A 24,726-nucleotide genomic window follows, 5' to 3' on the forward strand; every position below is an offset into this window, starting at 1 on the left:
GATGAATCTGTTGGTTAGGACGTTTCATCAAAGTACAACCCCAAGAACAGCTATTTGCCAAGATAAAAAGGGAGAGGGTTGATACCTAATTCTCTTCTATGCGTATCTAAACTCCGTGTTAGTTATAACGGGGTTTATACGTAGGGGTATCCCTTTTGTGTTTACTGAAGACCGGCTTTATTTATAACTGTCCCGTTGAATGTTATGTATGTTATGTCACTTTAATGTGCTCAATAGCTGACTTAAAAGATGATGAAACATAAAAAAGATGGATTGATGATCTATGTCATCAATCCATTTTAGCTTTTGAATCAGTAACGAAACTGATAATATATGTTAGTATTTTTGAAACATTTTGTTGTAATCCAACGTTTATCATATATCAAGGAAGGAGTGAGATACTCAAGCCCAAGAGGAAGGCTCAACTGCAACCATACTATAAACAGAGTTAGTTTTACTATTCACTTTGATCACATTAAAGCTAGAATCTTTTGCCTTCATTTGAGACGATGTTCCGGAGTCAAGAAGGATACCGGTATCACAGCCAAGAGCTTTCAATACATTTCTGCAATCCCATGCTGAACCACTTTGCAGATACAACATGACTACTTTTTTAGTTGAGTTTTTATAGCCAATAGCCGTTCGGTTAATTTTAGCACTATCCGTAAAGGAGTTAACAGATTGAGCGTGTTCAACTGCAACACACTTATCAATGTAAGCTTGTCTTCGTTTTTCTTCGGTATCTCCAGAGAAAGTATCATTTAGATATAGACCAATACCGCCAATCGCCCAATTGATACTGGATAATCCATAAGGAAATTCACTGATTCGTTTGAGAAGAGACACACCACAGTTTGCACCGCCATAATTGTAAGAAACCAATGTACTACGATCATAAGTTGCATTTGCATTAGATGCTCCATTAGGTGCAACTTGTACTCCACCTTGCTTTGCAGCAATACCAACAAGAGTAGCACCAGAAAAGAAAGTACCATTAATGCCAGGGTACGCTGAGGCATACACTGATGATTCAATAGAGCGCACCGATACATCGGCTAAATCTGCACTGATATAATGAACACCGCTAACGCCATTAACTGTTGTATTACCACGATATAATGCTTGTCCCATATTTGATTTCCCCTTTTCTAATTGTGGTTATACAAGAAGAGGGAATTATCTTAAATTTCGTCCCTCAACGAAATGAGATAATTTCTTGTACTCTTATTATATTATATAGCGTTACGTTACGCAATATAAAATTGCAAAAGTTATACATTTTATTTATGGAGATGATGTAGATGAGATTTCAAAAAAGCATAATTAGTGTGATGGCCGTTCTATCCATCGCCCTTGCATCCGGATGCGGCCAAGAATCAAAGAATACTAATGTAAGTCAAGAAGAGGTAAGTAATGGATCAGAAAGTACCCAAGATGCAACGGGTTCAACAAATACATCTGCGGATAAAATAGGAAGCAAGACCATTCTATATAACAAAGAATTTAGTCAAAAAGAACCTGATCTTTCAACTTTTAAAGAAGGGGTTTCCATTGACTTATCCGAGCATGTGAAAGATTTCTTCACGCAGGACATAGCCGACAAAGTTCAAAATAATATGAAAGCTATTGTTCAGCATGATGAAACAAAGTTTAAAGAAAACATGCTTGATGAGGATTCCATCAAAGTAAATATGGATTGGTTTAATTATAAGTATGAAGATGGAGTGAAATTTGAATTTAACGAACTAAATGGAATTACTTATGATGAAGATGCAAAACGTATTCAAGTGATTGTTACTTTTTCTAGAAATATAAAAGAACAAATTGAGCAAGGAGTTATGACCTATTCCTTATTGGAGGATAAGGATAGCGGAACATGGCTCATTGCAACAATGGATGGTAATTAAGAATTAAGACGGCTCCCTCTTGTAAACTGTACCCTATGTAAAGAACTATACTGTTCCAAGAAGATGATCTCTGTATTGTACAGGGGTCATTCTTTTTAGGTTCCACTGGTATCTATAGTGGTTGTAGTAGGTACCTCTGCAGCTGTCTCTACCGGATCAGGGGGAAATAATTTCCACCACACTCTGTAAACCTATATGCTTTGAACATGCATTCTCCCCCCTTATAAGCAACCCATGCCAGAAGATAGAATCGTCCGTTTTGAAATATATAGAGTCCGTTTCTATGGAGCTTCGTCGGCCCTAACTTCAGATATTTTACTAATGCCCTTGATTATTTCATACACCTGATCAATTCTTTTAAGATTAGACTTAGACGACTCATTTTCTTCTAGCTACCTGGCTTTACGCCACAGAAACTGGTTGAAAGCATCAGATCCGCGCAATGGCTTTCGATGCCTTGTTTCTCCATCATAGCCCAATAGGATTCTATCTCCCCACCATCCTGCCAATACGCTTCTATGATGGGCATAAATCGTTCTGCAAGTCGTTGCTGTATAAAATCGGTACGTTCTTCTTGTTCGATCCATTAGCGCTCTGTAGAGCGTTTGAATGGCTCTACAAAATCACTTCTACTAGCTTATGGCATGTAAGATACTCAGCATCACTTAAATTACCGATCGGGCTGCGAAATATGAAAACGTCACCTTGCCGGGTAACACCCACTGTTTTCTCTTAATATCCAGGTACGTGATCACTGACCCGCACAATGATTTTTTCATTTAACATAGCTGGCTCACTCCCTCATGGATGTATGTTACCAAATATATACATCCCATTTACCTTTTTTACAAAGGTGTTTGATTGTTTGAAAATTGACCGATAGTTAATTTTGTATATATTTGTAAAAAAATATGTGGTCAAAAAATGCCTGGTCTCACACCTTTGACTCCATGAATATGTGAGATATGGAGAGATTATATTGCAAGAAAATGAAGAGGTTTTCTTACTGTCAGATAACAATGCCGGTTCGTCCCTAAGTGAAGACGGTTTAAGCGCAAGGCAAAGCATGGGCAACAATATGTGGGATTTATTTGTACATCGTCCCTATTTATATATGCAATATGGAACGGATAAGGAAAGTGAGGTAGGAGAAAGTCGGGTTGATGAACTTTTGAGTAAGCCGCCAGGACAAGTGAGGCAGGATTTCGTAGAAAAGAACGAAGTCAAAGAGTCAGGAAATGGAATGATGACTTATGTACAAGTACCGGAGCGTTTGGTTTTCACTGGATTGTACACTGTAGTTAATGGGATTACATCCATTCCGATATTTGCCTTGGCATTACTCATCATCGTGCTTCAGTTTTGGTTTTTGGCCGTGGCTTCACTTGCACCGTTTTACTTACTCATTGCAGCATTTCCGGCGGGTGGAGGTGTGTTCCGCCGATATACGGAGGAACTGGCATTGCCGCTCATTCTTAAATTGGGCGTATCGTTTATAGCGTTGATTGTATTTACGATGTCGGAGGTCGTGTATCAGGAGGGGAATAGCGACAGCATCGGATACATTGCCGTTGCCATCATTGAGTTTGTTATCCTGGTGTTGATCTTCCTGATTCGTAATCGCCTAATCAAAATATTATTTGCCGGCAACCAAGCTGCGCGGCAATTGGCTATGGAAGCATCACAGTTTGACCGTCGCATGAACGCTGCTAGGCATAAGGTGACACGTGGAGCTGCTCAAGCAGCAGGAACCATGGCCGGTGGACCAGCGGCGGGAGCTACGGCGGGAGCAGCAATAGATAGTATGGAGAGCGGCAGAGATACAGGCACCGTAGCAGCATTGGAGAATGAACGCCTGGACGCTTCAGATATTAATGCTACTGCCGGTACTGATACAGATAACGATCTTGACGATAACGCGCCGTTGCAAACTGAAAGTTTAGGAGATCCGCCACCACTATGAGCCAGTGGAAGCGGCGTGAGCGCCAAGGTGTTAGCTGGGGTAATGGCGGGTAGTGCCGGAGCAGAAGTAGCGGCGACAAGCTCCGCGAGTGTGCCACAAACGGTGTCTTTAAACGATACGAAAGGCAGCATTGGCGCTGCGGGAGACTTGGCAATACCAGCCTTCATGCGCCAGAGTCCGCATAACGGCCATTCGTCTGGAAGTGTTCAGGGAATGGGTAATGGTTCTAACGTTACGCCGCTACACGGCGGCGTAGGGGTACCAGGAAATGCAAATTATGATGAATCTGCTAGATCGAGTGATTATTTCACTGGCGGCGGGAATTTACAAAATGAATCTGTGTCCTTATCAGGCGGCCTAGGGGCAGCACCAGGGAACGCGAATTATGATGAACCTACTAGATCGAGTGATTATTTCACTGGCGGTGGGAATTTACGGAATGAACCTGAGTCCTTATCAGGCGGCCAAGGATCTTCAGGGAATGACGCTTCATTATTTGCGTCTTTGCCTAATGAGGATCAAGCAATAGACTCGCGTGTGCCGCATAGCACCACTAATAGTGGACAAGCGCCACAGACGGTACCTCTTAACGTCATTCCTGGCACAAGATGGGAACAAAGCCAAAGCTCAAGTCCAAGAAGACCGCAGCCAGAGAGAATACGAACATCCAGAGGGGTAGAATCTCTTGGGAACAGAAGCGTAGAACGTCAAGCAGCAGATCATGCCGATTCCACACCTATACGTTCTGGACAACAGGAAAACCGGGTGCAGAATATTCCGTTAAATCCTTCTAACAACGAGGGGGGCGACGAGTCATGAAGGGACCAGTGAAAACATGGCTTGGCTCAATTATAGCTTTAGGTATGATAGCCTTACTTATTGGATCGATTTTTGAAGGGAATCGCATTGAAAAAGAACGGGCTGTTGCTGAACAGAAGCAGCAGCCTGTTACTCAGGAGAAGCCGGTTCGCCAGTACACCCCAAATGAGCAAGCCGTATCAGAGAAGGAGGCTGAAGAGGTAGCGGCCCCAACGGAAGAAATGCAAACGGAGATCCAGAAAGTTATTCCGGAATTTCTGAAGGCGTACGTACCGTTCGATGTTGAAAGTCCAACTGATTTTTTGGAACAGTCTAAGCCTTATGTAACTGATAAGCTCTATAAAGCATTAGAACAGGAGCAACGCCGGGCTACACTAACGATCGTCAAAACCAAGCTGATCAATGTAGACCTGGAACCGCAGAAAGAGGGATTGCAGGAACAATGGTGGAATGCAGACATTGAGGTGGAGCATACCGATCAGGACGGCCAAACTCGTGCAAGTACGTTAGCCTATATCATTAAGGTCAAATTGATAGATGGAAAATGGAAGATTGATGATCTTGGTGTACGTTCAAGGGCGTGGAATCCATGAAGAAATTCACTATATTTGGGGGATTGGCCTTAATTCCGATTTTCTTTGTTGGTGTCCTGTTTGTACTTATGTTTATGGTTATGATGTTCAGCAGCTCAGATTCTGGTGATTACGGGGGCGGTGCAGGATGGGGCAGTGGAATCATATCTGAGCTGGGCGAATCTGAGATCCCAGCGGAGTATATCCCAATCTATCAAGCTGCCGCAGAGAAATATGGAGTTCCTTGGAATCTATTGGCGGCGGTACACCGAATTGAAACCCGGTTCTCTACGTTAGATCCCATGATTTCATCCGTTGGGGCAGAAGGGCACATGCAGTTCATGCCATGTACTTTTATCGGATGGGGGCATAGCTCCTGCAGTGGTTCAGGAGCAGGGAATTTCAGTGCCGAAGAAAAAACCAGCTTGGTCGTCATTGACTGATATGGCGGCTATGGCGTAGATGCGAATGGTGATGGAAAAGCAGATATGTGGGATTTAGAGGATGCTGTCTTTTCCGCAGCCAATTACCTCGGGAAAAACGGTGCCGCTTCGGGTAACTTTGAAGCAGCGCTATACCAATACAACCACAGCCAGGAATATATTTCTGAAGTAATGAAGTACGCTACCCTTTACGTAACTGAAGGGTACGATGCTATTACGATACCGCAACCGGGTAAAGCAGGGTTTAGTCGTCCGGTCAACGGCCAGGTTACGTCCGGATTTGGCCCGCGTACACATCCCGTTACTGGCGAAGTAGGAAAACCGCATGAAGGTGTAGACTTTGCTTGTTCCCACGGACAGCCGATACCAGCCTCTAAAGCTGGAAAGGTTATTATGGCGGGCTGGCAAGATGCGAGTAACCCCAGTAAAGGTTACGGCCAGTATGTACGTGTGGATCATGGGGGCGGCTATGTGACTACCTATGCCCATTTGTCTTCGATCAATGCTCGTGTAGGGGATCAAGTAGCTGCGGGAACTGTACTTGGCGGGTGTGGGTCAAACGGCAGCAGCACCGGGAACCATCTACATTTCGAAATCATTATCAATGGCAGAAAAGTAAATCCTTTGCCGTTTGTGGGGGGATAAGAGACGTGCTAAATGAAAAAATCATTGTGCGGGTAAAGGAACACGTCCCTGGATATGAGGGTAAGACCGTTGGGTTGCCAGGCAAGGTGATATTTTTATTTTCCGGAATCCAATAGGTCATTTGAGTGATGCTGAGTATCTTACATGCTATAAGCTTAGTAGAAGTGACTTTGTAGAGCCGTTCAAACGCTCCACAGAGCGCCAATGGATCGAACAGGAAGAACGGTACCGATTATACTTCAACGGGCTTGCAGAACGGTTTATGCCCATTAAAGAAGCCTATTGGCAAGAGGATGGGGCAGATGTAGAACTATATTGGACTGTTATGGAAAATCAAGGTATAGAAAGCCACTGCGCGGATCTGATGCTCTTTAATCAGTATTTATGGCGTAAAGCCAGGGAGTTGGAAGAAAATGAATCGGTGAATCTTAGGCGAATTGATCAAGTCTATGAGATGATCAAGGGCATTAGTAAGATATTTGAGGTTAGAGCCGGAAAAAGCTCAATAGAAACAGACTCTATATATTTCAAAACAGACGATTCTATTTTCTGGCATGGGTGCTTGTAGGGTAAGAATGCATGTTGGAGACATAAACGTAGCAAAAAAGCATCTCCTGAAGGAGATGCTTTTTCTATAATTCCTTAAGGCTGGATTCCGTTTGCAATCTCGATTAACTGATCAAGGTTGTCCGCGCCATTTGAACAAATAGTATACATTACATCGTCTTTAATCAAGTGAACCGTTTTTCTTGTTTCACCATTTTCAATGACAGCAGTAGCGCCATTAATTTCTTGAGTAGAAACATTGTTTGGATCATACCAGGATTTTGCTAATTCCACAGTTGCTTGTTCATTCTCTAAAACATCCTCAGATTGAGAGATGAAAATCTCTTGACCTTCGGCCAATCGATAAGTGGCATAAACCTCTTTTCCATAAATATTCTCGGATGCTTGAACTTCAACAAGCTCTACAATAGGGTTGTTCTCAGTTTCATTTGTAGACATAATACCAGCTACTGAAGAAGTATCCAAATTTAAAGGGATATTCACTTCACCAATATCCTCTAGCTCAAGTTGTTTACGTTCAGCAAGTTGACCTTCAGGAGTTTCTGCTAGCGGTGTTCCCTCTTCAATCGTAGGAGTAGTAATTTGCACTTCAGCTACTGAAGACGATTCATAATTTGTGGTTGGTTGCTCGTCCGAGTTTGAAGCGAATGCTTGGTTATAAGCAAAGCCAGCACCACCCAGTAGAGTAACCGTAGCAAGCACTGCAACAATCGTATTCTTCTTTTTCATTATTAATGCTCCTCTCATTTTTCAATATAATAGTTTGATTCTATTCAGAAAAAACAGTTCCGCTTTTTACTGTGTTTCTATTTGAGCGATACTCTAAAAAATAGTTTAGAATGGTTCTAGATCCATCAGCAAGCATAAGATAGTAGGTTTGGTACGTTGTACTTCCAGAGTTTCGATAAAAACGACTATTAGCGGTATTATACACCATATAATTATCCAGTTTTGACCATGTGCCATTACCAACAACACCATCAGAGGTCAAGCCTTCAGCAGTCTGGAAGGATTTAACGGCAGAGGTGGTTCCGCTACCAAAACTGCCATCAACAGTACCAACTGTGTTCTGGTAACCAGAAGACCAGAGATCAGCCTGTAACGCACTAACAAAGCCACCACTTGAGCCAGCTTTTACAGAAGGCCAAGTTGTTTTGCTAATAGTTGCTGCTGATGCAACCCCTCCCAACACAGTTACGGATAAGAGTGCCATAGCCAATAGAGCTTTTCCTGTTTTCTTCAAAATGATTGTATGTTTCTACTAAAATCTACCATAATGAGAGTTAAAATTCACCATTTTTACCGAAATAGGGAAAAAGGTTCTGTTTGTTTATTTCATGTAACAGATCTGATCATATTGCTGATTAAATTTGTTCAACTAAATAAATAACGTTGTCAGTTTTGAAAAAGTTGGCAAAAATTTAAAATGTTTTTTGAGCCCTCCCTAAAGGTATAATTTTATATCCTTTTTTTCCTGCTGAGTTAAAAAGTCGTATCCAGCTCAAGCCACTGCTACTATTAGAATTAAGAACTAGTCTCATTTATTAATGAAAAAAACGCTTTTGTGGTATCCACAAAAGCGTTTTTAAACATGAACCTCTCTATCCATATTTTTTCAAGAAAAAACTAATTATCCATATACTTCCTAGCGTGTATCGGCGTACCTTTAGTGACTTCACCTGTCGCAGTGTTGATTTCCAATGGCTCTACTAAAACCTTCCATCCAGTTTCGCTTTTGAAAACTTTAAATGGGAGTGGGGGCGACTGTTCATAGCTTTGTCCTGCATACTTTTGAACTACATAAAGTTGAACTTCATTACTGTTGATTTGTTTACTTTCCACAATTTCATACCCAGTAGTAGGATTGGTTTTAAAATCCTTTACATATCCTTCTTTACGACTTTTCTCATCCAAATAGTTTGTATCTTTTGAATAGAACATCATTCCCTCAGCATCCTTAGCAATGTAAGCATCAAAGTACTCAATTGCTGCCTCCATCGGAGTTTGGGCAACAACTCTTTCCGCAGTTGTAGTAGATGCTACTAAAATAGATCCAGCAACAATTCCAGCAAGCAAAAGAGGTACTAATCTTTTTCTCTTCATGGATCGAGGCTCCTTTTCGATAGTTATTTTTAATTTTTCCTTAGGTCTACTTATATAACGTAGTAAATTACTCGGAGGTTGTGAGATTTCTGATAATAAATAGTGGACTAAGAACTGGGAGTTTTCAAGAAGACGCCTTAGGGGGCTCGCCGTCCGTAAAGGTATATCTTTAAGGATAACTTGAAATAGCACGTTCTACCGACCTGAATATCAGTTAATAAAGCGCGTCATGCGTGAGGGAGATACCCTCTATGTAAAATCAATAAATCGTTTTGGCCGCAATAAACAGGAGATATTGAAAGAGTGGCAATGGCTGATCGAAGCGAAAATTCATGTTGTGGTGATCGACATCCCAATTCTCGATACGCGGAAGTACCAGGAGTTGGAGGGGATTGGGCAGCTAATTATGGATCTTGTGCTTCAGATACTTAGCTGGCTCGCTGAAGAGGAACGTAATGGCATTAAGCAAGCACAGGCTGAAGGAATTGCTGAAGCAAAGAAGCAGGGCAAGCACCTGGGACGACCACAGATCAATTTGAATACTCTTAAACCATGGCAAAGGAACATACTAGAATCTGAGTATCCCCAATGGAAGAATGACACACTCTCGGCTGTAGAATTTATGCGAAAGTTGGAATTGAAGAAGAACACCTTCTATAAAATTGTGAAGGAATTCGAAAAAAGGAATGCTCTATAAATTCAATAAAAACAACAGGGCAATCTTATAGCCTGTTGTTTTTTTATTGAAGCAAATTCTCTCTCACTAGGAAAAGATATTTAACTGTTGATCGACGAACGATACTGTGGGAAGACCTGGTTCATAGGCAACTATTATAAGCAACACAAAAATTTATCATCTTTATCTAAAAACTAAACGAAAAAAGTTAGCTTAGTTAAATGAGAGTTTTAGGAATAATTAAAGACTCAGATCCGCAATGCTTTAGCCAATACGAGCTGCCGCCTGTCCTTGCATACCACTACCATTTGTAAAACCTACTTTGTAAATAGTTCCGGTTTATTAAAATTCCTTTTTATTTTACAACCATTACGGGACAAGTGGCTCTCTTTACGACTTTGTGGCTTATACTTCCCAGAACGAATTCCTAGAGCGAATTTAGTCTACGACTGCCAATAATGATGAGATCTACGTCCAGGGGACCTCTCTATAACATCATCAGCCTGTTTTTTATCTAAAAATTTACACGAAACAGGAATTTTATTACATATAAATACAATATATGATAAAATAATTCCAGATAAATGGTCTATATTGTTTTATTTTATATTCTAATCAATAAATTTCATTTATCAAATTCTAAAGTGTAGTGAAAGGACGGATGCTATGTTATAAAATTTATAGCCGAATGTAATCTATCTGTTCTATTTTTGTACCATGCTATATTATCTCTAAGAGAGCTTAATATGGGGGATGTAAATGTTAATCTTAAAAAAAGATGAACTTTCAGGGCACGATGTATTTGAATTTATGCAAGGGCAACTAAATAAAACACATTGGTTAGAGAGTTCAATCTATCTGACAGAAGAAGTAATAGGTAAAACAGGGTTTGTCGAAGTATTGGCCAATAATCTAGTGAATTTTAACTATTTTGGTCCCACAGAAGTTGGAAAAACCGACTGGGGAAATATCAAACGAATTGTACTGTCTTCTGATTCTGTACAAATGAAACAACTTCTAACCGAGATTGATGAGTGGGCAAATGTCTGCTTCAAGAAGTACCCTTGCTTCACTATCTGTGGATTGTAATCCAAACTAAGGAGTGTTCTATGAATGAATAAAAAAATTATTAGCTCTCTTTTGACCCTTATGATGTTATTTTCCATTAGTACATCTGTATTTGCAGAGGATCTTGCTTCTAATACTAATGATCCCTATGCCCCAACGGTTACATATGAACAAAATGAAGCCCTGTTCGTTCCCAATGGAATACCTATTACAGTATCTCCCTCTTATAGTAGCTTGGGAGTGTACGTTGGGAATATCGGCGTAGACGCTTTGGATAATGTAACAGTGAGTGGTACAGTAACTGATTATGGCGCATTAGCTCCTAAATCAGGAAGTGTACCCGCAGTAGTTGGAAAAACATTTGTTTGGAACGTACCTATGACTAAAACTACAATGATATACGATGTTAAAATAAGAGTTATTGACGGTAGCGGTACGAGAAATTTAACAGGAAATGCCCGATTGGAATATTCAGAAGCACAATTAGCTTCTCTAAATTGGCATGCTGGTTCATTCGTCGATCGTAGGAAGTCCTTAGAATACCACTTTAATAGTCATAAAAGTGAAGTAGGTACAACTAATTTATACGCTTATTTGTTAGCTGCTGGCACTACTAGAGATGATGTTTTAGCTAACCCCAATGACTATAATGAAACTATAAGTAGTGGCGCAACTGCTGCACATAAATACAAACACAAAACTAATGGAAAGTTTATAATTTTAGCTGATTCCGGTAAAGGAATCTTAAGCTTCGGTAGATAAGGCCGAAAACTTAGATGATATGCAGTTGAATTTGAAAACCCTAAAATCATCTTCTGAAAGTTGGCCTGATAGCCATAGCACCTAACTACCCCCACGGAGGTCGTTCCCAACTGCCAATTAAATTTTGATGTATACTAAATAGTGGAAAAGCTCATCGTTCCAAATCGGGACGATGAGCTTTTTACTTTTCAAAATATGAATTCATTGTTGCCCACATTCGATTGTACTCGCTTCGTACCGCTGAGAATGCACCGGGCTTTTCAGATTTATTGTTTGAATTTGGCTCAAACGTTAAATATTCATAACGTGATGTGCACTCATAGTTCTTGCTATTTATAAGGAATTCAAGTCTATCTTTAAATGGTCTGTCTAATAATTTTACCACCATAATGTCTCCAGTACTGGTACTTCTAGCAGGAAAATAAATCAAAAAGTAACCTTGTTCAAATCGGTACTCCATAGCACTTACCTCCATTCGAATATCGAATTTATTAGTAGTCAACTAAGTCATCAAAAAGTATCTATACATCAATTATACATACATGAAGAAATTATATCGGCGCGTATATGAATCCAGAAATAACAATTACATATAATATGAGCAAGAGTGCAAATGATTGAGGATTATGAACTTGTTATCAATATATTGACTTATTGGACACTATTCTATATCTTCTAATCTATATCTTCTAATTCAGATATAAAATAGCTTTTCAACGGATAATCAAGAAACATCACTAGTTTGTAAAAATTGTAATAATATCAAAAGGAGCGATTTCCATGGGTTTTAGATCAGTTAAAGAGCAACAAACAAGAATCGATGCAACTAATGTTAGTATGGAGCTACAAACTAAGAGCAATAGAGTTATATCACAACTTGATCCATTTTTGCTTGAAGATTTTACTTTAGCAATTCAGCAAGAGTATCGTCTCGAAGTAATGGGTAATCGTGATGGGAGATCTGCTACATACAGATTGCTTGATGCACTAATTGATATTGATGCTTTCGTTAATAGTAGTAATATGGTGTTACCACTTAAGCTTGAAGTGGAGTTAGATGGCAATACTAGTACACTTGATTTTAATGTATCTATGACAGAACCGAATACGACTTCTGGAATGGAGAACCCTAAGTATTATATATATTGCGATAATTCTAGCGAGATAGGATTTAGATTTTGGTTCAAAAAGAATAAGTAGTTGTGAGCTTTAGAAGCGCCCTTAAAGAGGGTGCTTTTTTATGCTAAATAGTGTAGTCATCCTTTTAACTGTAAAACCAAATATGGATACGCTAGAGTACCCACGAAGACCAGCAGTTAACTGTACTCCGTGACCAAGGAATTCAAGATGATTACATTTTACATTTTTGTATACAAGGCTAACTGGGTCGGACACAAATCAACTTGAGTACCCATACACCTGAGCAAAGGAACATCTTGGATGCTGAGTATTATCGCCGGAAGAATAACGAACTTTCGGCGGTAGAATTTATGAGAAGGTTGGGCCTGAAGAAGAATACTTTTTATAAGATTTTAAAGGAGTATGATTCTACCAGATTTTGACTTCTAATGTGCTATAATTTAGATGAAAACATATATCATCTATGAGAGGATAAGGCTGATGAAATCAGGATTAGAAAAAGAACAGCAACACTCAAATCGCACTAACCTTAAAATAGGGGCAATGTGGTCAAACTTTCGCGATCGTATGAGTTTGATTCACAATCGATTGAATGAGATCCGTCCAACCTACGGTGGAAAGGCTCTTCTTATTGGGGCTGGAAATGGTTATGATCTACCTTTGTCGCAACTGGAAGCTAATTATGAATCAATTGTGGTTGTAGACATCGATACTGATAGTTTTAAAGAACTTCTAAAACAAGTATCTTGCCCTGAAAAATTCAAGTTCGTTCATGTTGACGTTTCGGGAGTTGGATCACAAATTCCTTCTCTCCGGAAGTTGACCGAACTTGAAATCATTCAGATGATTGATAAACTTGAATACAGGGATGAGTGGACAAATAAGTTGGAGGGTTCTTTTGACTTCATCATGACTTGTCATCTAACAACACAATTAGTATCTCCTTTTTTTATGATGGAAATGTTAGCTATGAAGGGTAATATTTCTTGGGAGTATAATATGGCGGTAAACCGTCTTTCTGAGAGGGTAATTAATGGGCTATTCCAGTCTATATCAACGATATTATCTAAAGAGGGGCTATTTTTTCATTCTACGGATACATTTGAACTTAGTTATAATGAAAGTACAGATACCTGGCGAAAGGGATCGGAAGAAATTCTTAAAGCTGCGAATTTTAATATAGATTTTTTACATGAGGTTCCTTCTCTCGTTTATACCGACCTCATATCTAAGGGATATCACATTACAGGTAGTACTTTGCCAGATACTTTATTCGAAACATACGAAAAACTTCCTTATAATTATATTAGTCCCTGGCAGTTTAGTAACGAAGGAAGTTTCCTCAAAACTTATGTTGTTTTCAGTTATCCTTTCATTCTAAAAGCAGAGTCCTGATTAAAACCTGAATCAGCTGTATAAAAAAACGAGCAAAACGATTAATCCGTTCTGCTCGTTTTATTAGTATTAGAGTGAAAAAACGTTGTTAAAAGAAAGTTTTAGAAGGAATTAAAGACTCAGATCTGCAATGCTTTCGCCAATACGAGCTGCCGCCTGCCCTTGCATACCGCTACCATTTGTAAAACCTACTTTGTAAGTACCAGTACCCCAAGCATTATCACTCCAAATATTCCATGTCTCGCCTCCTGGAATGCTGTGAGGACCGTTTTTGTCACCAGCAATACTTAATGTAATAGCCGAAGAACCCGTATTTTTGATCCAAATTTTCCAGTAAACATATGTACCAGACAATACGATAGACTTGTCTAAACTTGTATTACCGGCAAAGTTACTAACAACAAATCCTTCAGTTGAAGCCATAGGAGATGGTCCGTCAGGGACTATTTGAGTATTATCTGGAAGTCTCTCATAGTAGTAAGTGCCATCAAAGAGGATATCACCTACTTCTCCATGGATAGCATTATCATTAACCGAAGTATCTACCGTAATAACATTGCCAGGAATATCTTTTTTAGGTGAAATTTTTGCTGCAGCGTTTGACTGCAGTGTTGGATCTGCAAAAGCAGAAGAAGTTGTTGCGACTGCGGCGCCTAATACAAGCGACCCTAGTGCCTTTGTAACCTTGTTCACTCGATTCTCTCTTTTCTAAATATTGTATTTTATTTGAAAATATTTACATTAAAAATATATCATTCGTTTTATATATATGTCAACATATATGAATGTTTGATGCTGAGTCCAATGTTCACTTTTGATTTATTTTGTAATTCCGGCCAGCTCCTGCAGCTGATCGTTCATACAGCTTTGGATTCGATTCAACCATATCCCAGCTTTGTTGTATTTTAAACTGAATCCATTTGTCTTTTACCGTCCCAAGACATAAAGAGCTGATCCTGCAAACGAATTAGGCACTGCTGCCGCGTGTTCCTATTCGCGGTATTTATTAGCTGACCAGTTGAGCAGTTATTGACGTTTTGTTGTTATTTTTATCAAATATTGTTTTATAATGTTTTATAATCATAAAAAAAGAAATAATAATGAATCCATTTTCTATCAATTCCTTTTTTTTAGAAAAGGTGTTTTTTTATATCATATAATAATGCGTAACGATACGCTACGTTTTAATTTTCAAAATAGCAACTTTTTTCATTTATTTCCGTTTCTATATAAGAACAGGGGATTACCTGGAAATGAAGTGGAGGTGAAAAAGAGAAGGGAAATCGGAATCAAATTATTACGTATTTTTCAACAAAGAAATACATTTTTTAAACTTATTGGATAAATGTATCTGTATAATTTAAGGTGAAATCTATATATGAAAGCGGGAGATTACAATTAATAAACATGCTTTGCTGTTAGCGTCGTCGGTTTTATCATTTAGTTTGCTTGTTGCCTGTAATAATCAACAAAACGCTGGAACGACCACACCTAGTAATACCAAAAAACAAGAAGCGGCCCAAAATTCTAACAATTCATCTACTCAAAAACAAAACCCTTCGGGTGATATAGCTAGTGTATTCCCTAAGTCTGTTCTGACCAATTCAATTACCATTGATTCAGTTAATGAAAACCAATCGATTCGAGCAGAACAAAAAACTGATAAGGGAACACTGCTTATGATTTCTAATGGTAAAGAAGAGCGAGGACACTTGAACGTATCGAGTACGCTGGGGCAAGAGGGTGATCAGACCTTCCAGAGTAATTATTCTATCGTCTACAGATACGATGGCCAAGATAAAGTTTTATTGGAACTACCGGCCTATTTATTTGTCCAACCATCTGACAAAAAAATAACCTTTGAAAAGATGAGTTTTAAAGATGCTGATGTTTATGTCCTTACCCCACAATATAAAACGGGACATGGTTTAGAAGGGTATGTATTCGCGATCGATAAACAAAGTGGTGAGGGATTCCCATTGGAGATTGTTAAAAAGGACCAAGTTTCTAAGACACTTCTCTATTCTGAATCTAAGCCATCATTAAGTGTCGCAAATGATGGTCTAGTTGTTCATCCACCTGTTGGTGCTGGCACGCCCGAGGAAGACATGAAAGACGTGATTTACAAATTAGATTTGAGCAAAAAGCAGTTAATTGCTGAATAAAAAGAAACTCTTCCGCTATAATCGGAAGAGTTTCTTTTTTCTATTTCAGTTATTCAAGGCTTAGTAAATGTCCGACAACCCATATACGTTCGGATCAGTTTTCTGAATATAGTGCAAAGTGTTCAAACAAGTGTTATTAGAGCTTGTAATAGTTGTATCCATTCCATTGTATCCTGCTTCAGCCCAAAGGCGTCTTGTACTTACGCTCTTAACGGCAAACGACGTACTGGAGCAATAAGAGGTAGCAGGGCCCTCATAGTCTGCCCAATAGCCTACACTTAAAGCATTTGCAGCTGCAATTGCTCCTGGGCCATTTCCTCCTTTGCCTGTATATGCATAACGAACATGAATATAACCTTCAATAATCAATCTAGCATAAGAGCGAATACCGTCCAGCATGTTGGTGAATTTCAGTCGTTTACCTGGGGTGGAGTTATTAGGGTCGTATACCCCAGAAGTTGCCCCACAGGTACCGTCTTGGTAAGCGAAATTGTATGAACTCTGCACAGATGTAGTGCTCCAGGAATGCTCAAATCCCCATTGTGCAATGATTAGGGAGACAGGAAGGCCATTTTTGCCACCACTTTTTCTCCAACTTTGATAAGACACCCATTTAGCTAATGGAAGAAGATCGTAACGCGTACCGTTATATGTGACTGAGCCATTGACAAAGTTATTGATATTAGAAGCACAAGGCATAGTAAATTCTCCTTTAATCTTTTATTTTGTTTTGTTACGAATCGTAACGCAATATAACTAAAAGCACTTTTGTAGGGATATGAAAGTAAAGGATTGGATCCCACCAAAGTTTACTTTCTACAAAGGGATGTTTAGTTGAGATTATAATATCATATAGCGTAACGGTACGCAATACTATATTTATATTTTTTGATGAATATAGTAAGGGCTCCCGGATCGGAAGGAAAATTAACTCTTCGCATTCCGCGGCACCGCTGCGGCGGTCAAACGAAGGAAGAAGACCAGGACAGGAAATTAAGTCGTTAGGGCTGATGCTACCAGCTCTAAGGCGGCAAGATCGGCCACCTAAGAGCCGCTACGCACCGCTGCGGGGTTACTTGGCCCGATAACCAGAGCGCCTAAATCGGGGGCAGAGCGCCCCGGCTAAGGCGCTCTAGGTTCCTGTGCCGCGCTTTACACCCCGCACGGAGCCAAGGTCAAGGGCGTTCCGAGGCAGTTCAGGGAGGGCATAGCGGCATCATGTCCGCTCCGCTTCATCATCGTGCGATCCGTGAGCTGATTCCAGAGAAGGAAGGAGAGAACCGGCATACGCCGGTTCTTTTAGATTAGAAGCATTTTTTTCCTTTTGCCTTCCGCATGGTAACCCGTGCAAAGCCTACTAAGTGTCCGGCAGGCCGAGCCTCCGGCTTCGCCCCTCCCCCTCCCGGACACTAAGTAGGCGGCCAGTCGTTCAAGGGGCAACAAAACTTTTTCTTCCCATTGGAAAAGAAAAAGCGGAAGAAAAACTTTTATGTGCTGATCCCTTGACCGCTTGGCATTGCCCGGGTTCCCAAGCATGCGTCAAAAGGGAAAAAAATTCCCCTTTGGGGATGCCAGCCACGCGGCAGGCAACGTCCAAAAAATCTTTTTTGACACCCAAACCCAATTCAATAAGAGAAAGGATGAAGTGCAATGGAATCTCAAGAGCTAAGTTTCACTATTACTATGACGTGGAACTTGGTAAATGGCTGTTACCACAAGAAATGTGCCAGCTTGGGGGATGTGATACTAAAATCTTGGATTTTGATGAAGATGCATCCTACCAAAAGGCTCTGGAACTGACTAAGCAGGGGAAAACGACGAAGGTAGGGGCACCTTGCGCAGAATGTTACGAAGAATACTAAAACGATTGTATGTAAGTGGACAAGCAATAAAAAAAGGCTATAACCGCTCGCAACGGTTATAGCCCCTAACTTATAAATGGTTTCAACCTCTGCTAAAGGTTGGGTAAGAGGTAGATGCTTTCTCAACCCTTACATGTAAAAGTATACCATACTGCGACTGGATATGCCAATGTCTAACCGTTCATATTATCGTTTTTTGTGCCGTTAAAAGATAATGCCATTATCTAACAGTAAACCCTAAAATATCACAAAGGAGATGTGTTCTATGACAAGAAACATGCTCATGCAATTACGTATTGAACGTGCCAGGAATCGCCTTTACGTCCTGACAGAAAAATACGGGGATTTTCAGCATCCTGCTGTAATCAAGCAATCTATGGTGTTGGATGAATTAATTAATCAGTATAATAGAGCAGGAGAGCAAATAAAAAAGCCGATTGTATGACCAATCGACTCTGGGTGAGAAACTTTTGCCGGGTTCACTCGCCCCTTTATTTTAACAGATCAAGCTCGAAAACGGGTTGCAGTCATGTAAATAAATTTTAAATTAAAATGCGAGGAAGGAGTCCAGTTCATGCAGACATGTGCGTATTGCGGAAGCGCAGTTGAACCAGTCAAACGCGATGTATTGCTCGCGTTTTGTGATATGGAAGTCTACCAGGACGATATACAAAATAACGGAATGAGAAGACCGGTACGAGCTGATGAGATGGTTTTGCTTTCAGGCGCTGAACGATCGACACAAGAGCTTTAAGGAGAAAGACAGTTACTATTTGACTGTACTTTTAAGGCTGGTTCGAAATGAACGCAAGCGCGCATACAATCTGCTGAGAGTGGTTAATAAAGGAGCAGCCTTACAACCAGGCAAATCTTCTTTTAAGTCTGGACAAGATGAAGGTGCGCGGAATTATCGCTATTGGACTCGTAAAGCGTGGATTATTGAAAACATTTTACGCGATAGAGGCGGTTACTATCCAGCAAAAATAACTGATAATATGCTCAATGGCATCATTGAGCAAGTCCAGCAAAGTAATGAGAAACCGATGACTTTTTCTACAAAATAATTGTTCGTGATTTGTTTCAAAATAGATCCGGAATCAGCTCCTGCAGCTGTCTTTGTTTAGCTATATCCAGGATTAGACGATACCCTCGCGTCGAGGTAAGTACTTGTCTATGTTACTAAGATCCACTGACTATGAGCGAATATCCAATTAGCTTATGCAATGGACTTTTTAGTACAGGAGAAATCGATAATAACTGAGAATTTCTCAAACAAGGAAATTGATGTATGAAATGGATCAACTGATCAAGAGTAGATACGTGCCTAATTTGGATCCTCTTCCCTATTAGTAAGTTTCCGAACGGAATTTTACTGGGGATCTCTAAATGATCTTGGAGGAAGTATTCCGTCTCTCGTCGTCTTCTCTATACATAACACGACGAAAATGTGATATAATGGAAGAAACGAGACCGCATTGGACCGTTTCATAAGCGCGTTTTTTTTCGTCGTGTTATGTACTAGGTAAGAAAGGGGCCTCATATGTTTGAAGAATTTGTACAGCACCTCAGAGATGAAGCCTTATCACTCAAAACAATAAAGAGCTATGAAGTTACTTGGAAAAGGTTCGACACCTGGCTTCAATCATCAAACCGAGAGGGACAAGAAATTGACCCCGTCTATGCTACTCAGAAAGACATCGCTGATTTCAAACGTCATTTGGATAATGCTGGAGGAAAGGGAGGGAAGCCGGCAGCACCATCAACAAAGAATTTGACCTTTGTTCATCTGAACAGAATTTTTAGATTCTTTGCTAAAGCAGGTTATATTCCCAACAACCCGGTAGGACCGATTAGGAAACCACCCCGGGCACGTCGGGTGCCGAAGTGGTTATCCAGGAATGAGCAAAATGCATTACATCGGGAAGTTCGTTTTCGAGGAGACATAAGAGAGCATGCCATTGTATTAACTTTTCTCCGGATGGGGCTACGTGTGTATGAACTTTGCGATCTGAAGCTCACCGAGCTGACCATGAGTGATCGCAAAGGGATAGCATATATTCGAGGTAAAGGTGACAAAGATAGGGAGATACCGATAAGTTCCGAACTCCGAACCGCGCTTCAGGCGTACTTGGATACTCGGGAGGATAAAAGCCCATATGTGTTTGTATCGAGACGATCGCCAAAATGTACGGAACGCGGAATACAGCACATGATTGAGAAGTACCGCAAATTTACAGGGATTAAGCATTTGAACTGCCACAGTCTTCGGCATACCTTTGGCCACGATTTGCTCGAGGCGACAAAGGATCTGCAGAAGGTGGCCAACTTGATGGGACACTACAAAGACAATGGTGAGCCGAATATTCAAATGTCCATGATTTACACTACTCCAAGCAGAGAGGATCTGGAGGAAGCTGTGGAGTCGATCAGTTGGACATAAAAGGGCAATTATCATATTTGAGTAAGGAGGAGTAATATGGTATCTTCATCTCAGTTTTTTTTCATTTTTTGTATGGTGATTTCAGTGGTGATCCAATTGTATGGAATGATAGCCACTAAAAAGGGGGGGAACATGGGGGAGATAAATGAATCATTCCACGGACTGGAAACGACAATAAAGTGGATTTCTTGGGTAGCTGGACCTATGGCTATACTATGGCTAGCTTTTAGTGCAACAGGATTAATTCGATGGTTTGCAATTGTATCACTAATAATATTCGTAGTTACTCTCCTTTTCAAGTTTACATACAAACACTCGTTTTCTGAACATGTTATTAATGGAGTAACTATTTTGGGCCTATTATTATCATTCTATAATGTAGAATAATTATTCAAAATGAAGATCTATACGACGACATCAAGCTTTTAGGATCTGGAGGGTGTGGTGGAGTCGATCAGCTGTATGTAAGGGTTGCTTTGAAAGAAGGGGACGAGATCTGTGCAATCTGTTAAAGTAAAAAAGGCTAAAAGTAACGAGTATTGGTATTCTCAACATTTGGGCAAAACCTTTACAGTGACTGGTGTTCAAGGTGATTCTTATCGGGTGATATGGGAAAAAACACCTGGAAACTTAGTAGAGGCACCTATTCTCATCGAAGATTGTTATCAGCCAAGCAAGAAAGAAATGGGTGAGGAGAAGATTCTAAGAAACCAACGTACAAGATCCGAGGAGCGTTCGGCTTTTAACACTAAAAGAGAAATCTCCGAGTTAGAAAAATTAAATGTAGAAGCAAAAGTAAATGTGTATAGGCTTGACGATTTAGGCTGAAGTATGTACTTAGATTAGTTGACATCTAAACGATAAAATACAGTGTCCGATCTGTGATTAACAATTCATGGATATAGATTGGATGAAAGGAATGAAACTGTCTGAATAATAATATAAGTGAGTTTTGTAAGCTCAAACTTGAAATAAGGGATTTCCTACGTCAGACATCTAGTTACATAGAGTCTAATGAATTCCAGATAAAAGACATAGTCAAAAATTCACATTATACAGTGACCCATGAGGGTAAATCTTATGATTTTTATGGTTTGGAAAATGAATCTTACTGGTTCCCGATAACATTAAGAAATTCAGTTTTTGTTACACTTTATGGGTTTTTAGAGCATATTCTTATTAAAATGTGCAAAATTTTAAAAGCAACCAAAAAGATTACTAGAAGTATTAAATCTTTTATAGATGATAAAAACAATTATGGACCTACTATTGAGAAAGCTAGTAATTATATTTTGAGTGTTGTAAATATTCATTTTCCAAATCAGTTGCCTGAATGGACACATATGAAAAATTGCGCTGCTTTGAGAAATTCTATAATCCATAATTTTGCAAATGCCAATGATAAAGTAAATGCTTTACTTCCTATGAATGGAGTAACAACTGAAATTAAAGATGTAGCTAACGAAGTATTAGGATATGACTATCTAGGTGAAATAGTTGGCGTATCACAATTTAACTTTGAGTCAAGTTTTTTTCTACTCTCCGGCTTCAATAAAGAGTTTCTAAGTTCATTTGCAAAAATAATGAATGATTTCTTTATGGTAAATGGCTCGTTACTGAACGGAAAATATGATAAAGAAGTCGCGGATTTTAATTTTTCAGTTTAGTTCTGATGTTCTGAGATTTAACCTCCCCACTGATACTAGGTCTGACTCAGGTAGTGTCTAAGTGCGTGGTAAAGGTTTCAGGGATCGGAAGGTGCCATTAAATGCAGATTCTCGATATACATCTAATGGTACCTGGAGGGAGCCGCAGATTTATAGGGATTAAGCATTTGAACTGCCACAGCCTGCGGCATACCTTTGGGCACGATTTGCTCGAGGCCACGAAGGATCTGCAGAAGGTTGCTAACCTGATGGGGCATTACAAGGAAATTGGCGAACCAAATATCCAAATGACGATGATCTATACCACACCGAGCAAAGAGGATTTAGAGGATGCGGTGTAGTTGATCAGCTGGACATAATAAGAACAATTGAAGAAAGGGAGTGTAAATATGCTCACACCAACAGCTAAAGCCAATATCCTTCATATGGGGGCATGGGACCAAGTAACTGTAGGAGGATATGTTATAGGAGAAAATATCCGGTTTGAAGTAAACAGTACAGATACGAAATTTACGGTTAAAATGTACGATCGCATGGTGCTTTTAGAAGAGGAATCATTTCAATCAGCAGATGAGGTAATCAGATATATCGAAAAGAAATTATAAACAGGAAAGGGTATACCTGTTTTAATGGTCGAATCCGGACATTCGAAAAATGAATACATATTTGTAGACAAAGCTAGTGGTAAAAACTTTGATCGACCGGAGTATCAGTTATTAAAGCGAGTCATGCGTGAGGGGATACGCTTTTTGTAAAATCAATTAATCGTTTTGGCCGCAATAAACAAGAGATTCTCAGAGAGTGGCAATGGCTAATCGATGCAAAAATTCATGTTGTGGTGATCCACATCCCAATTCTCGATACGCGGAGATACCAGGAGTTGGAGGGGATCGGGCAGCTGATTATGGATCTTGTGCTTCAGATACTTGGCTGGCTTGCTGAAGAGGAACGTAATGTCATTAAGGAAGCACAGGCTGAAGGTATTGCTGAAGCCAGGAAAAAAGTAAAGCACCTGGAGCGGACACAAATAAATTTGAATACTCTCACACCGGCGCAGAGGAACACCCTGGAAAAATTCACAAAAAGAGTTGCTTAGAACGCATTGCCCTACATCAACCGCATCTGCTACAAATCTGCTTATACATAGGAGAAAAATGATGAATCAAACCGAAAAATATAAATTTGATACGGCCGTAGATAAAGCAATACAGAGATATATGGTAAAACAAAAGTGAATCTGTATGTATCCTGATTGTGAAGTGGAAGCAATCAAATCCCATTCTATATCCGAAAAACAGTCGCTTGAAACCCTCAATGAACAAGGAGATATACGTAACTTACTTGCACCTAAATCCCGAAAAGCATATCCAAATAAGTCTATGTTAATTGAAGATTGTGGAATACCCCATGCGTCAACTTTTAAGGGGTTCTGTAAGCTTCATGATGAAATGTTTGTTCGGCTAGACAAATCAGGAATTAAATCTAATAAAGATATATTTCGTCAAGTATTTAGATCTTTGAGTTATCACGTTTTTAGGGAAAAGGTAATTGAGGTTATCCGTCCCAAATTTAAAGAGAAACTTGATAACGAGAAAGATGAAGAAACACATGTTGAATTGGATTTAGGTTATTCAAAAGCTGTTAAACAAACTAATAGAAGGATTGAAAAACTTGATAAGCAAAGGTTTGAGGTCAAAAAAATATTAGACATTATGGACGATAAAAGATATGCGTATATTTTAACAGATTTCACACATTCTCTATATCCTGTATATGTAATGTATAAGAGGCTTGGTTTTCAAGTTCCCGTAGCTATTAATGCGAAAGTTAGTTTTACATTTAGGGATGATAGCGAGAGTGTTGATCATTATATCATTTTGAATTGTATGCCAGGTGAATATACGACAGATCTAATTATCATAACAGACAAAGAGTTTCATACTCAGCATTCAGACTATCTAGCTGCTATCATAGATGATGACATTTATATACTAAATCTAATTGAAAGATTCATGGTAATGAGCGATGAATGGTGGATTAAACCAAGTATTTATAACAACTTATCTGAAGAAAGAAAACAAATCCTAATAGAAGATTTGTACTGCTATGGTGAGGGATTTCATATGCTTGATGGGGGGTATGACATGTCAATCTTTGATGAATTGCGGTTACAGCTTATTGATGTTATGGATGACCTTGCAGAGCATCGTAGGTTGTATGAATTAAAAAAAATCAATGAACTGCCAGTAAGAGAATCATTCGAGAAAAGACAAGAAAAAATTCAACCTAAATTCATACAACCCTATTTCATCCCACCAGCTTAAGCACAATCACGCAGCACGCTCTCTCCGATCCGGAAGAGAACAGAATAAAAAAGCAACCCTAGGGGCCTTCGGTGTCAGCAAGGTTACGTACCGCTGTAGACATATTGGTTATTCAGTGTAACGAAGACGTCAATTATTGTGTCGCATACATACTTTAAATCCTCAGCTTCTACCTCCGAATCTCTGAACGCTTTATGATCGCCATGGA

The 24,726-nt window shown here is 39.6% G+C and carries 30 protein-coding genes and 4 pseudogenes; 25 read left to right on the forward strand and 9 right to left on the reverse strand.

All coding sequences use genetic code 11. The features are described from left to right. Positions 1 to 402: 402 nt before the first annotated feature. A complete protein-coding gene (locus BLS14_RS28230; RefSeq protein WP_090955049.1) occupies positions 403 to 1,131 on the reverse strand; it encodes a phosphodiester glycosidase family protein in 729 nt (242 codons plus the stop codon). Between the two features lie 170 nt (positions 1,132 to 1,301). Here BLS14_RS28230 and BLS14_RS28235 point away from each other — a divergent pair, with 170 nt between their 5' ends. Then, positions 1,302 to 1,907 carry a hypothetical protein gene (locus BLS14_RS28235; protein WP_090955051.1) on the forward strand — a complete coding sequence of 202 codons (606 nt, stop codon included), beginning with the start codon at positions 1,302 to 1,304 and terminating at the stop codon, positions 1,905 to 1,907. A gap of 45 nt (positions 1,908 to 1,952) precedes the next feature. On the opposite strand, the pseudogene BLS14_RS32365 reads toward BLS14_RS28235, so the two are convergent. Then, positions 1,953 to 2,036, reverse strand: a pseudogene (locus tag BLS14_RS32365) (IS3 family transposase); the annotation flags it as partial. 850 nt (positions 2,037 to 2,886) lie between these two features. Here BLS14_RS32365 and BLS14_RS28240 point away from each other — a divergent pair. From BLS14_RS28240 to BLS14_RS28260, 7 genes and pseudogenes are all read left to right on the forward strand, one after another. Continuing rightward, positions 2,887 to 3,870, forward strand: coding sequence for a CD3337/EF1877 family mobilome membrane protein (locus BLS14_RS28240; RefSeq protein WP_090955052.1), 984 nt, complete (start codon positions 2,887 to 2,889; stop codon positions 3,868 to 3,870). A gap of 15 nt (positions 3,871 to 3,885) precedes the next feature. After that, entirely contained in the window at positions 3,886 to 4,689 is an 804-nt protein-coding gene (locus BLS14_RS28245; RefSeq protein ID WP_090955054.1) for a hypothetical protein, read from the forward strand. Beyond that, positions 4,686 to 5,282, forward strand: a complete 597-nt coding sequence (locus BLS14_RS28250) for a hypothetical protein (protein ID WP_090955056.1) — start codon at positions 4,686 to 4,688, stop codon at positions 5,280 to 5,282. The genes BLS14_RS28245 and BLS14_RS28250 overlap by 4 nt, the downstream gene beginning before the upstream one ends. After that, positions 5,279 to 5,704 (forward strand): transglycosylase SLT domain-containing protein, encoded by a 426-nt coding sequence (locus tag BLS14_RS33615; RefSeq protein WP_371121676.1) that lies wholly within the window; start codon positions 5,279 to 5,281, stop codon positions 5,702 to 5,704. Before BLS14_RS28250 ends, BLS14_RS33615 begins: the two co-directional genes overlap by 4 nt. 18 nt (positions 5,705 to 5,722) lie before the next feature. Beyond that, positions 5,723 to 5,797: pseudogene (locus BLS14_RS33620) on the forward strand (lytic murein transglycosylase); the annotation flags it as partial. A gap of 78 nt (positions 5,798 to 5,875) precedes the next feature. Further along, positions 5,876 to 6,349 (forward strand): M23 family metallopeptidase, encoded by a 474-nt coding sequence (locus tag BLS14_RS33360; protein ID WP_256336732.1) that lies wholly within the window; start codon positions 5,876 to 5,878, stop codon positions 6,347 to 6,349. A gap of 121 nt (positions 6,350 to 6,470) precedes the next feature. Continuing rightward, on the forward strand, positions 6,471 to 6,917 hold the full coding sequence (locus BLS14_RS28260) for a hypothetical protein (protein WP_090955058.1): 447 nt from the start codon (positions 6,471 to 6,473) through the stop codon (positions 6,915 to 6,917). Between the two features lie 74 nt (positions 6,918 to 6,991). Here BLS14_RS28260 and BLS14_RS28265 read toward each other — a convergent pair whose 3' ends face one another. The 3 genes from BLS14_RS28265 to BLS14_RS28275 all read right to left on the reverse strand — a co-directional run bounded on the left by BLS14_RS28265 (position 6,992) and on the right by BLS14_RS28275 (position 9,019). Continuing rightward, positions 6,992 to 7,645 (reverse strand): hypothetical protein, encoded by a 654-nt coding sequence (locus BLS14_RS28265; protein ID WP_090955060.1) that lies wholly within the window; start codon positions 7,643 to 7,645, stop codon positions 6,992 to 6,994. A 40-nt stretch (positions 7,646 to 7,685) separates the two neighbouring features. After that, positions 7,686 to 8,159, reverse strand: a complete 474-nt coding sequence (locus tag BLS14_RS28270) for a peptidoglycan-binding domain-containing protein (protein WP_256336725.1) — start codon at positions 8,157 to 8,159, stop codon at positions 7,686 to 7,688. Between the two features lie 383 nt (positions 8,160 to 8,542). Further along, positions 8,543 to 9,019 (reverse strand): hypothetical protein, encoded by a 477-nt coding sequence (locus BLS14_RS28275; protein ID WP_063568440.1) that lies wholly within the window; start codon positions 9,017 to 9,019, stop codon positions 8,543 to 8,545. 211 nt (positions 9,020 to 9,230) lie between these two features. On the opposite strand from BLS14_RS28275, the pseudogene BLS14_RS28280 reads away from it, so the two are divergent. Next, positions 9,231 to 9,716, forward strand: a pseudogene (locus BLS14_RS28280) (recombinase family protein); the annotation flags it as partial. 334 nt (positions 9,717 to 10,050) lie between these two features. On the opposite strand, the pseudogene BLS14_RS28285 reads toward BLS14_RS28280, so the two are convergent. Beyond that, a pseudogene (locus tag BLS14_RS28285) lies at positions 10,051 to 10,164 on the reverse strand (universal stress protein); the annotation flags it as partial. 290 nt (positions 10,165 to 10,454) lie between these two features. Here BLS14_RS28285 and BLS14_RS28290 point away from each other — a divergent pair. Together BLS14_RS28290 and BLS14_RS28295 are read left to right on the forward strand one after the other, a co-directional pair. Next, positions 10,455 to 10,784: a hypothetical protein gene (locus tag BLS14_RS28290; RefSeq protein ID WP_090955062.1), complete on the forward strand. Its 330-nt coding sequence runs from the start codon at positions 10,455 to 10,457 to the stop codon at positions 10,782 to 10,784. Between the two features lie 24 nt (positions 10,785 to 10,808). Continuing rightward, complete coding sequence (locus BLS14_RS28295) at positions 10,809 to 11,525, forward strand: hypothetical protein (RefSeq protein WP_090955064.1); 717 nt, start codon at positions 10,809 to 10,811, stop codon at positions 11,523 to 11,525. Positions 11,526 to 11,706: 181 nt separating this feature from the next. On the opposite strand, the gene BLS14_RS28300 is transcribed toward BLS14_RS28295, so the two are convergent. Then, a complete protein-coding gene (locus BLS14_RS28300; protein WP_090955066.1) occupies positions 11,707 to 11,985 on the reverse strand; it encodes a hypothetical protein in 279 nt (92 codons plus the stop codon). Between the two features lie 320 nt (positions 11,986 to 12,305). Here BLS14_RS28300 and BLS14_RS28305 point away from each other — a divergent pair, with 320 nt between their 5' ends. Continuing rightward, positions 12,306 to 12,725 carry a hypothetical protein gene (locus BLS14_RS28305; RefSeq protein ID WP_090955068.1) on the forward strand — a complete coding sequence of 140 codons (420 nt, stop codon included), beginning with the start codon at positions 12,306 to 12,308 and terminating at the stop codon, positions 12,723 to 12,725. 420 nt (positions 12,726 to 13,145) lie between these two features. After that, entirely contained in the window at positions 13,146 to 14,060 is a 915-nt protein-coding gene (locus BLS14_RS28310) for a hypothetical protein (protein WP_090955069.1), read from the forward strand. Positions 14,061 to 14,171: 111 nt separating this feature from the next. On the opposite strand, the gene BLS14_RS28315 is transcribed toward BLS14_RS28310, so the two are convergent. Next, positions 14,172 to 14,753, reverse strand: a complete 582-nt coding sequence (locus tag BLS14_RS28315) for a hypothetical protein (RefSeq protein WP_090955071.1) — start codon at positions 14,751 to 14,753, stop codon at positions 14,172 to 14,174. Between the two features lie 719 nt (positions 14,754 to 15,472). On the opposite strand from BLS14_RS28315, the gene BLS14_RS28320 reads away from it, so the two are divergent. Next, the gene (locus BLS14_RS28320) at positions 15,473 to 16,225 is read left to right on the forward strand and encodes a hypothetical protein (RefSeq protein WP_090955073.1); all 753 of its coding nucleotides are present in this window, start codon (positions 15,473 to 15,475) and stop codon (positions 16,223 to 16,225) included. A 60-nt stretch (positions 16,226 to 16,285) separates the two neighbouring features. Here the strand turns inward: BLS14_RS28320 and BLS14_RS28325 are convergent, their stop codons facing one another. Then, positions 16,286 to 16,924: a glucosaminidase domain-containing protein gene (locus BLS14_RS28325; RefSeq protein ID WP_090955075.1), complete on the reverse strand. Its 639-nt coding sequence runs from the start codon at positions 16,922 to 16,924 to the stop codon at positions 16,286 to 16,288. A gap of 941 nt (positions 16,925 to 17,865) precedes the next feature. Between BLS14_RS28325 and BLS14_RS32815 the strand changes: the two genes are divergently transcribed. The 11 genes from BLS14_RS32815 (at position 17,866) to BLS14_RS28390 (ending at position 24,518) form a co-directional block, all read left to right on the forward strand. Next, the gene (locus BLS14_RS32815) at positions 17,866 to 18,087 is read left to right on the forward strand and encodes a hypothetical protein (RefSeq protein WP_090955079.1); all 222 of its coding nucleotides are present in this window, start codon (positions 17,866 to 17,868) and stop codon (positions 18,085 to 18,087) included. A 265-nt stretch (positions 18,088 to 18,352) separates the two neighbouring features. Continuing rightward, a complete protein-coding gene (locus BLS14_RS28340) occupies positions 18,353 to 18,532 on the forward strand; it encodes an aspartyl-phosphate phosphatase Spo0E family protein (protein ID WP_090955081.1) in 180 nt (59 codons plus the stop codon). 129 nt (positions 18,533 to 18,661) lie between these two features. Continuing rightward, positions 18,662 to 18,841 (forward strand): hypothetical protein, encoded by a 180-nt coding sequence (locus tag BLS14_RS28345; protein WP_090955083.1) that lies wholly within the window; start codon positions 18,662 to 18,664, stop codon positions 18,839 to 18,841. 19 nt (positions 18,842 to 18,860) lie between these two features. Next, on the forward strand, positions 18,861 to 19,151 hold the full coding sequence (locus BLS14_RS28350; RefSeq protein WP_090955085.1) for a hypothetical protein: 291 nt from the start codon (positions 18,861 to 18,863) through the stop codon (positions 19,149 to 19,151). A 476-nt stretch (positions 19,152 to 19,627) separates the two neighbouring features. Next, on the forward strand, positions 19,628 to 20,527 hold the full coding sequence (locus tag BLS14_RS28355; RefSeq protein ID WP_090955087.1) for a tyrosine-type recombinase/integrase: 900 nt from the start codon (positions 19,628 to 19,630) through the stop codon (positions 20,525 to 20,527). Between the two features lie 498 nt (positions 20,528 to 21,025). Then, entirely contained in the window at positions 21,026 to 21,355 is a 330-nt protein-coding gene (locus tag BLS14_RS28365) for a hypothetical protein (RefSeq protein WP_090955091.1), read from the forward strand. A gap of 230 nt (positions 21,356 to 21,585) precedes the next feature. Then, a complete protein-coding gene (locus tag BLS14_RS28370) occupies positions 21,586 to 22,194 on the forward strand; it encodes a hypothetical protein (protein WP_176854813.1) in 609 nt (202 codons plus the stop codon). A 167-nt stretch (positions 22,195 to 22,361) separates the two neighbouring features. After that, a complete protein-coding gene (locus BLS14_RS28375; protein WP_176854815.1) occupies positions 22,362 to 22,535 on the forward strand; it encodes a tyrosine-type recombinase/integrase in 174 nt (57 codons plus the stop codon). A 48-nt stretch (positions 22,536 to 22,583) separates the two neighbouring features. Next, a complete protein-coding gene (locus tag BLS14_RS28380) occupies positions 22,584 to 22,799 on the forward strand; it encodes a hypothetical protein (RefSeq protein WP_090955096.1) in 216 nt (71 codons plus the stop codon). 185 nt (positions 22,800 to 22,984) lie between these two features. After that, positions 22,985 to 23,290, forward strand: coding sequence for a recombinase family protein (locus BLS14_RS28385; RefSeq protein ID WP_256336733.1), 306 nt, complete (start codon positions 22,985 to 22,987; stop codon positions 23,288 to 23,290). Between the two features lie 163 nt (positions 23,291 to 23,453). Beyond that, entirely contained in the window at positions 23,454 to 24,518 is a 1,065-nt protein-coding gene (locus BLS14_RS28390) for a hypothetical protein (RefSeq protein ID WP_176854817.1), read from the forward strand. Positions 24,519 to 24,726 lie beyond the last annotated feature (208 nt).

This window comes from Paenibacillus sp. OK060 (assembly GCF_900101205.1).
In the GTDB taxonomy this organism is placed as follows: Bacteria; Bacillota; Bacilli; order Paenibacillales; family Paenibacillaceae; genus Paenibacillus; species Paenibacillus marchantiae.

Excerpts from the sequence above, each read along its gene's own strand:
- BLS14_RS28230 (WP_090955049.1), bottom strand. The coding sequence starts at position 1,131 with ATGGGACAAGCATTATATCGTGGTAATACAACAGTTAATGGCGTTAGC.
- BLS14_RS28235 (WP_090955051.1), top strand. The coding sequence starts at position 1,302 with ATGAGATTTCAAAAAAGCATAATTAGTGTGATGGCCGTTCTATCCATC.
- BLS14_RS28250 (WP_090955056.1), top strand. The coding sequence starts at position 4,686 with ATGAAGGGACCAGTGAAAACATGGCTTGGCTCAATTATAGCTTTAGGT.
- BLS14_RS33615 (WP_371121676.1), top strand. The coding sequence starts at position 5,279 with ATGAAGAAATTCACTATATTTGGGGGATTGGCCTTAATTCCGATTTTC.
- BLS14_RS33360 (WP_256336732.1), top strand. The coding sequence starts at position 5,876 with ATGAAGTACGCTACCCTTTACGTAACTGAAGGGTACGATGCTATTACG.
- BLS14_RS28265 (WP_090955060.1), bottom strand. The coding sequence starts at position 7,645 with ATGAAAAAGAAGAATACGATTGTTGCAGTGCTTGCTACGGTTACTCTA.
- BLS14_RS28275 (WP_063568440.1), bottom strand. The coding sequence starts at position 9,019 with ATGAAGAGAAAAAGATTAGTACCTCTTTTGCTTGCTGGAATTGTTGCT.
- BLS14_RS28290 (WP_090955062.1), top strand. The coding sequence starts at position 10,455 with ATGTTAATCTTAAAAAAAGATGAACTTTCAGGGCACGATGTATTTGAA.
- BLS14_RS28295 (WP_090955064.1), top strand. The coding sequence starts at position 10,809 with ATGAATAAAAAAATTATTAGCTCTCTTTTGACCCTTATGATGTTATTT.
- BLS14_RS28300 (WP_090955066.1), bottom strand. The coding sequence starts at position 11,985 with ATGGAGTACCGATTTGAACAAGGTTACTTTTTGATTTATTTTCCTGCT.
- BLS14_RS28305 (WP_090955068.1), top strand. The coding sequence starts at position 12,306 with ATGGGTTTTAGATCAGTTAAAGAGCAACAAACAAGAATCGATGCAACT.
- BLS14_RS28310 (WP_090955069.1), top strand. The coding sequence starts at position 13,146 with ATGAAATCAGGATTAGAAAAAGAACAGCAACACTCAAATCGCACTAAC.
- BLS14_RS28325 (WP_090955075.1), bottom strand. The coding sequence starts at position 16,924 with ATGCCTTGTGCTTCTAATATCAATAACTTTGTCAATGGCTCAGTCACA.
- BLS14_RS32815 (WP_090955079.1), top strand. The coding sequence starts at position 17,866 with ATGAAGTGCAATGGAATCTCAAGAGCTAAGTTTCACTATTACTATGAC.
- BLS14_RS28340 (WP_090955081.1), top strand. The coding sequence starts at position 18,353 with ATGACAAGAAACATGCTCATGCAATTACGTATTGAACGTGCCAGGAAT.
- BLS14_RS28345 (WP_090955083.1), top strand. The coding sequence starts at position 18,662 with ATGCAGACATGTGCGTATTGCGGAAGCGCAGTTGAACCAGTCAAACGC.
- BLS14_RS28355 (WP_090955087.1), top strand. The coding sequence starts at position 19,628 with ATGTTTGAAGAATTTGTACAGCACCTCAGAGATGAAGCCTTATCACTC.
- BLS14_RS28380 (WP_090955096.1), top strand. The coding sequence starts at position 22,584 with ATGCTCACACCAACAGCTAAAGCCAATATCCTTCATATGGGGGCATGG.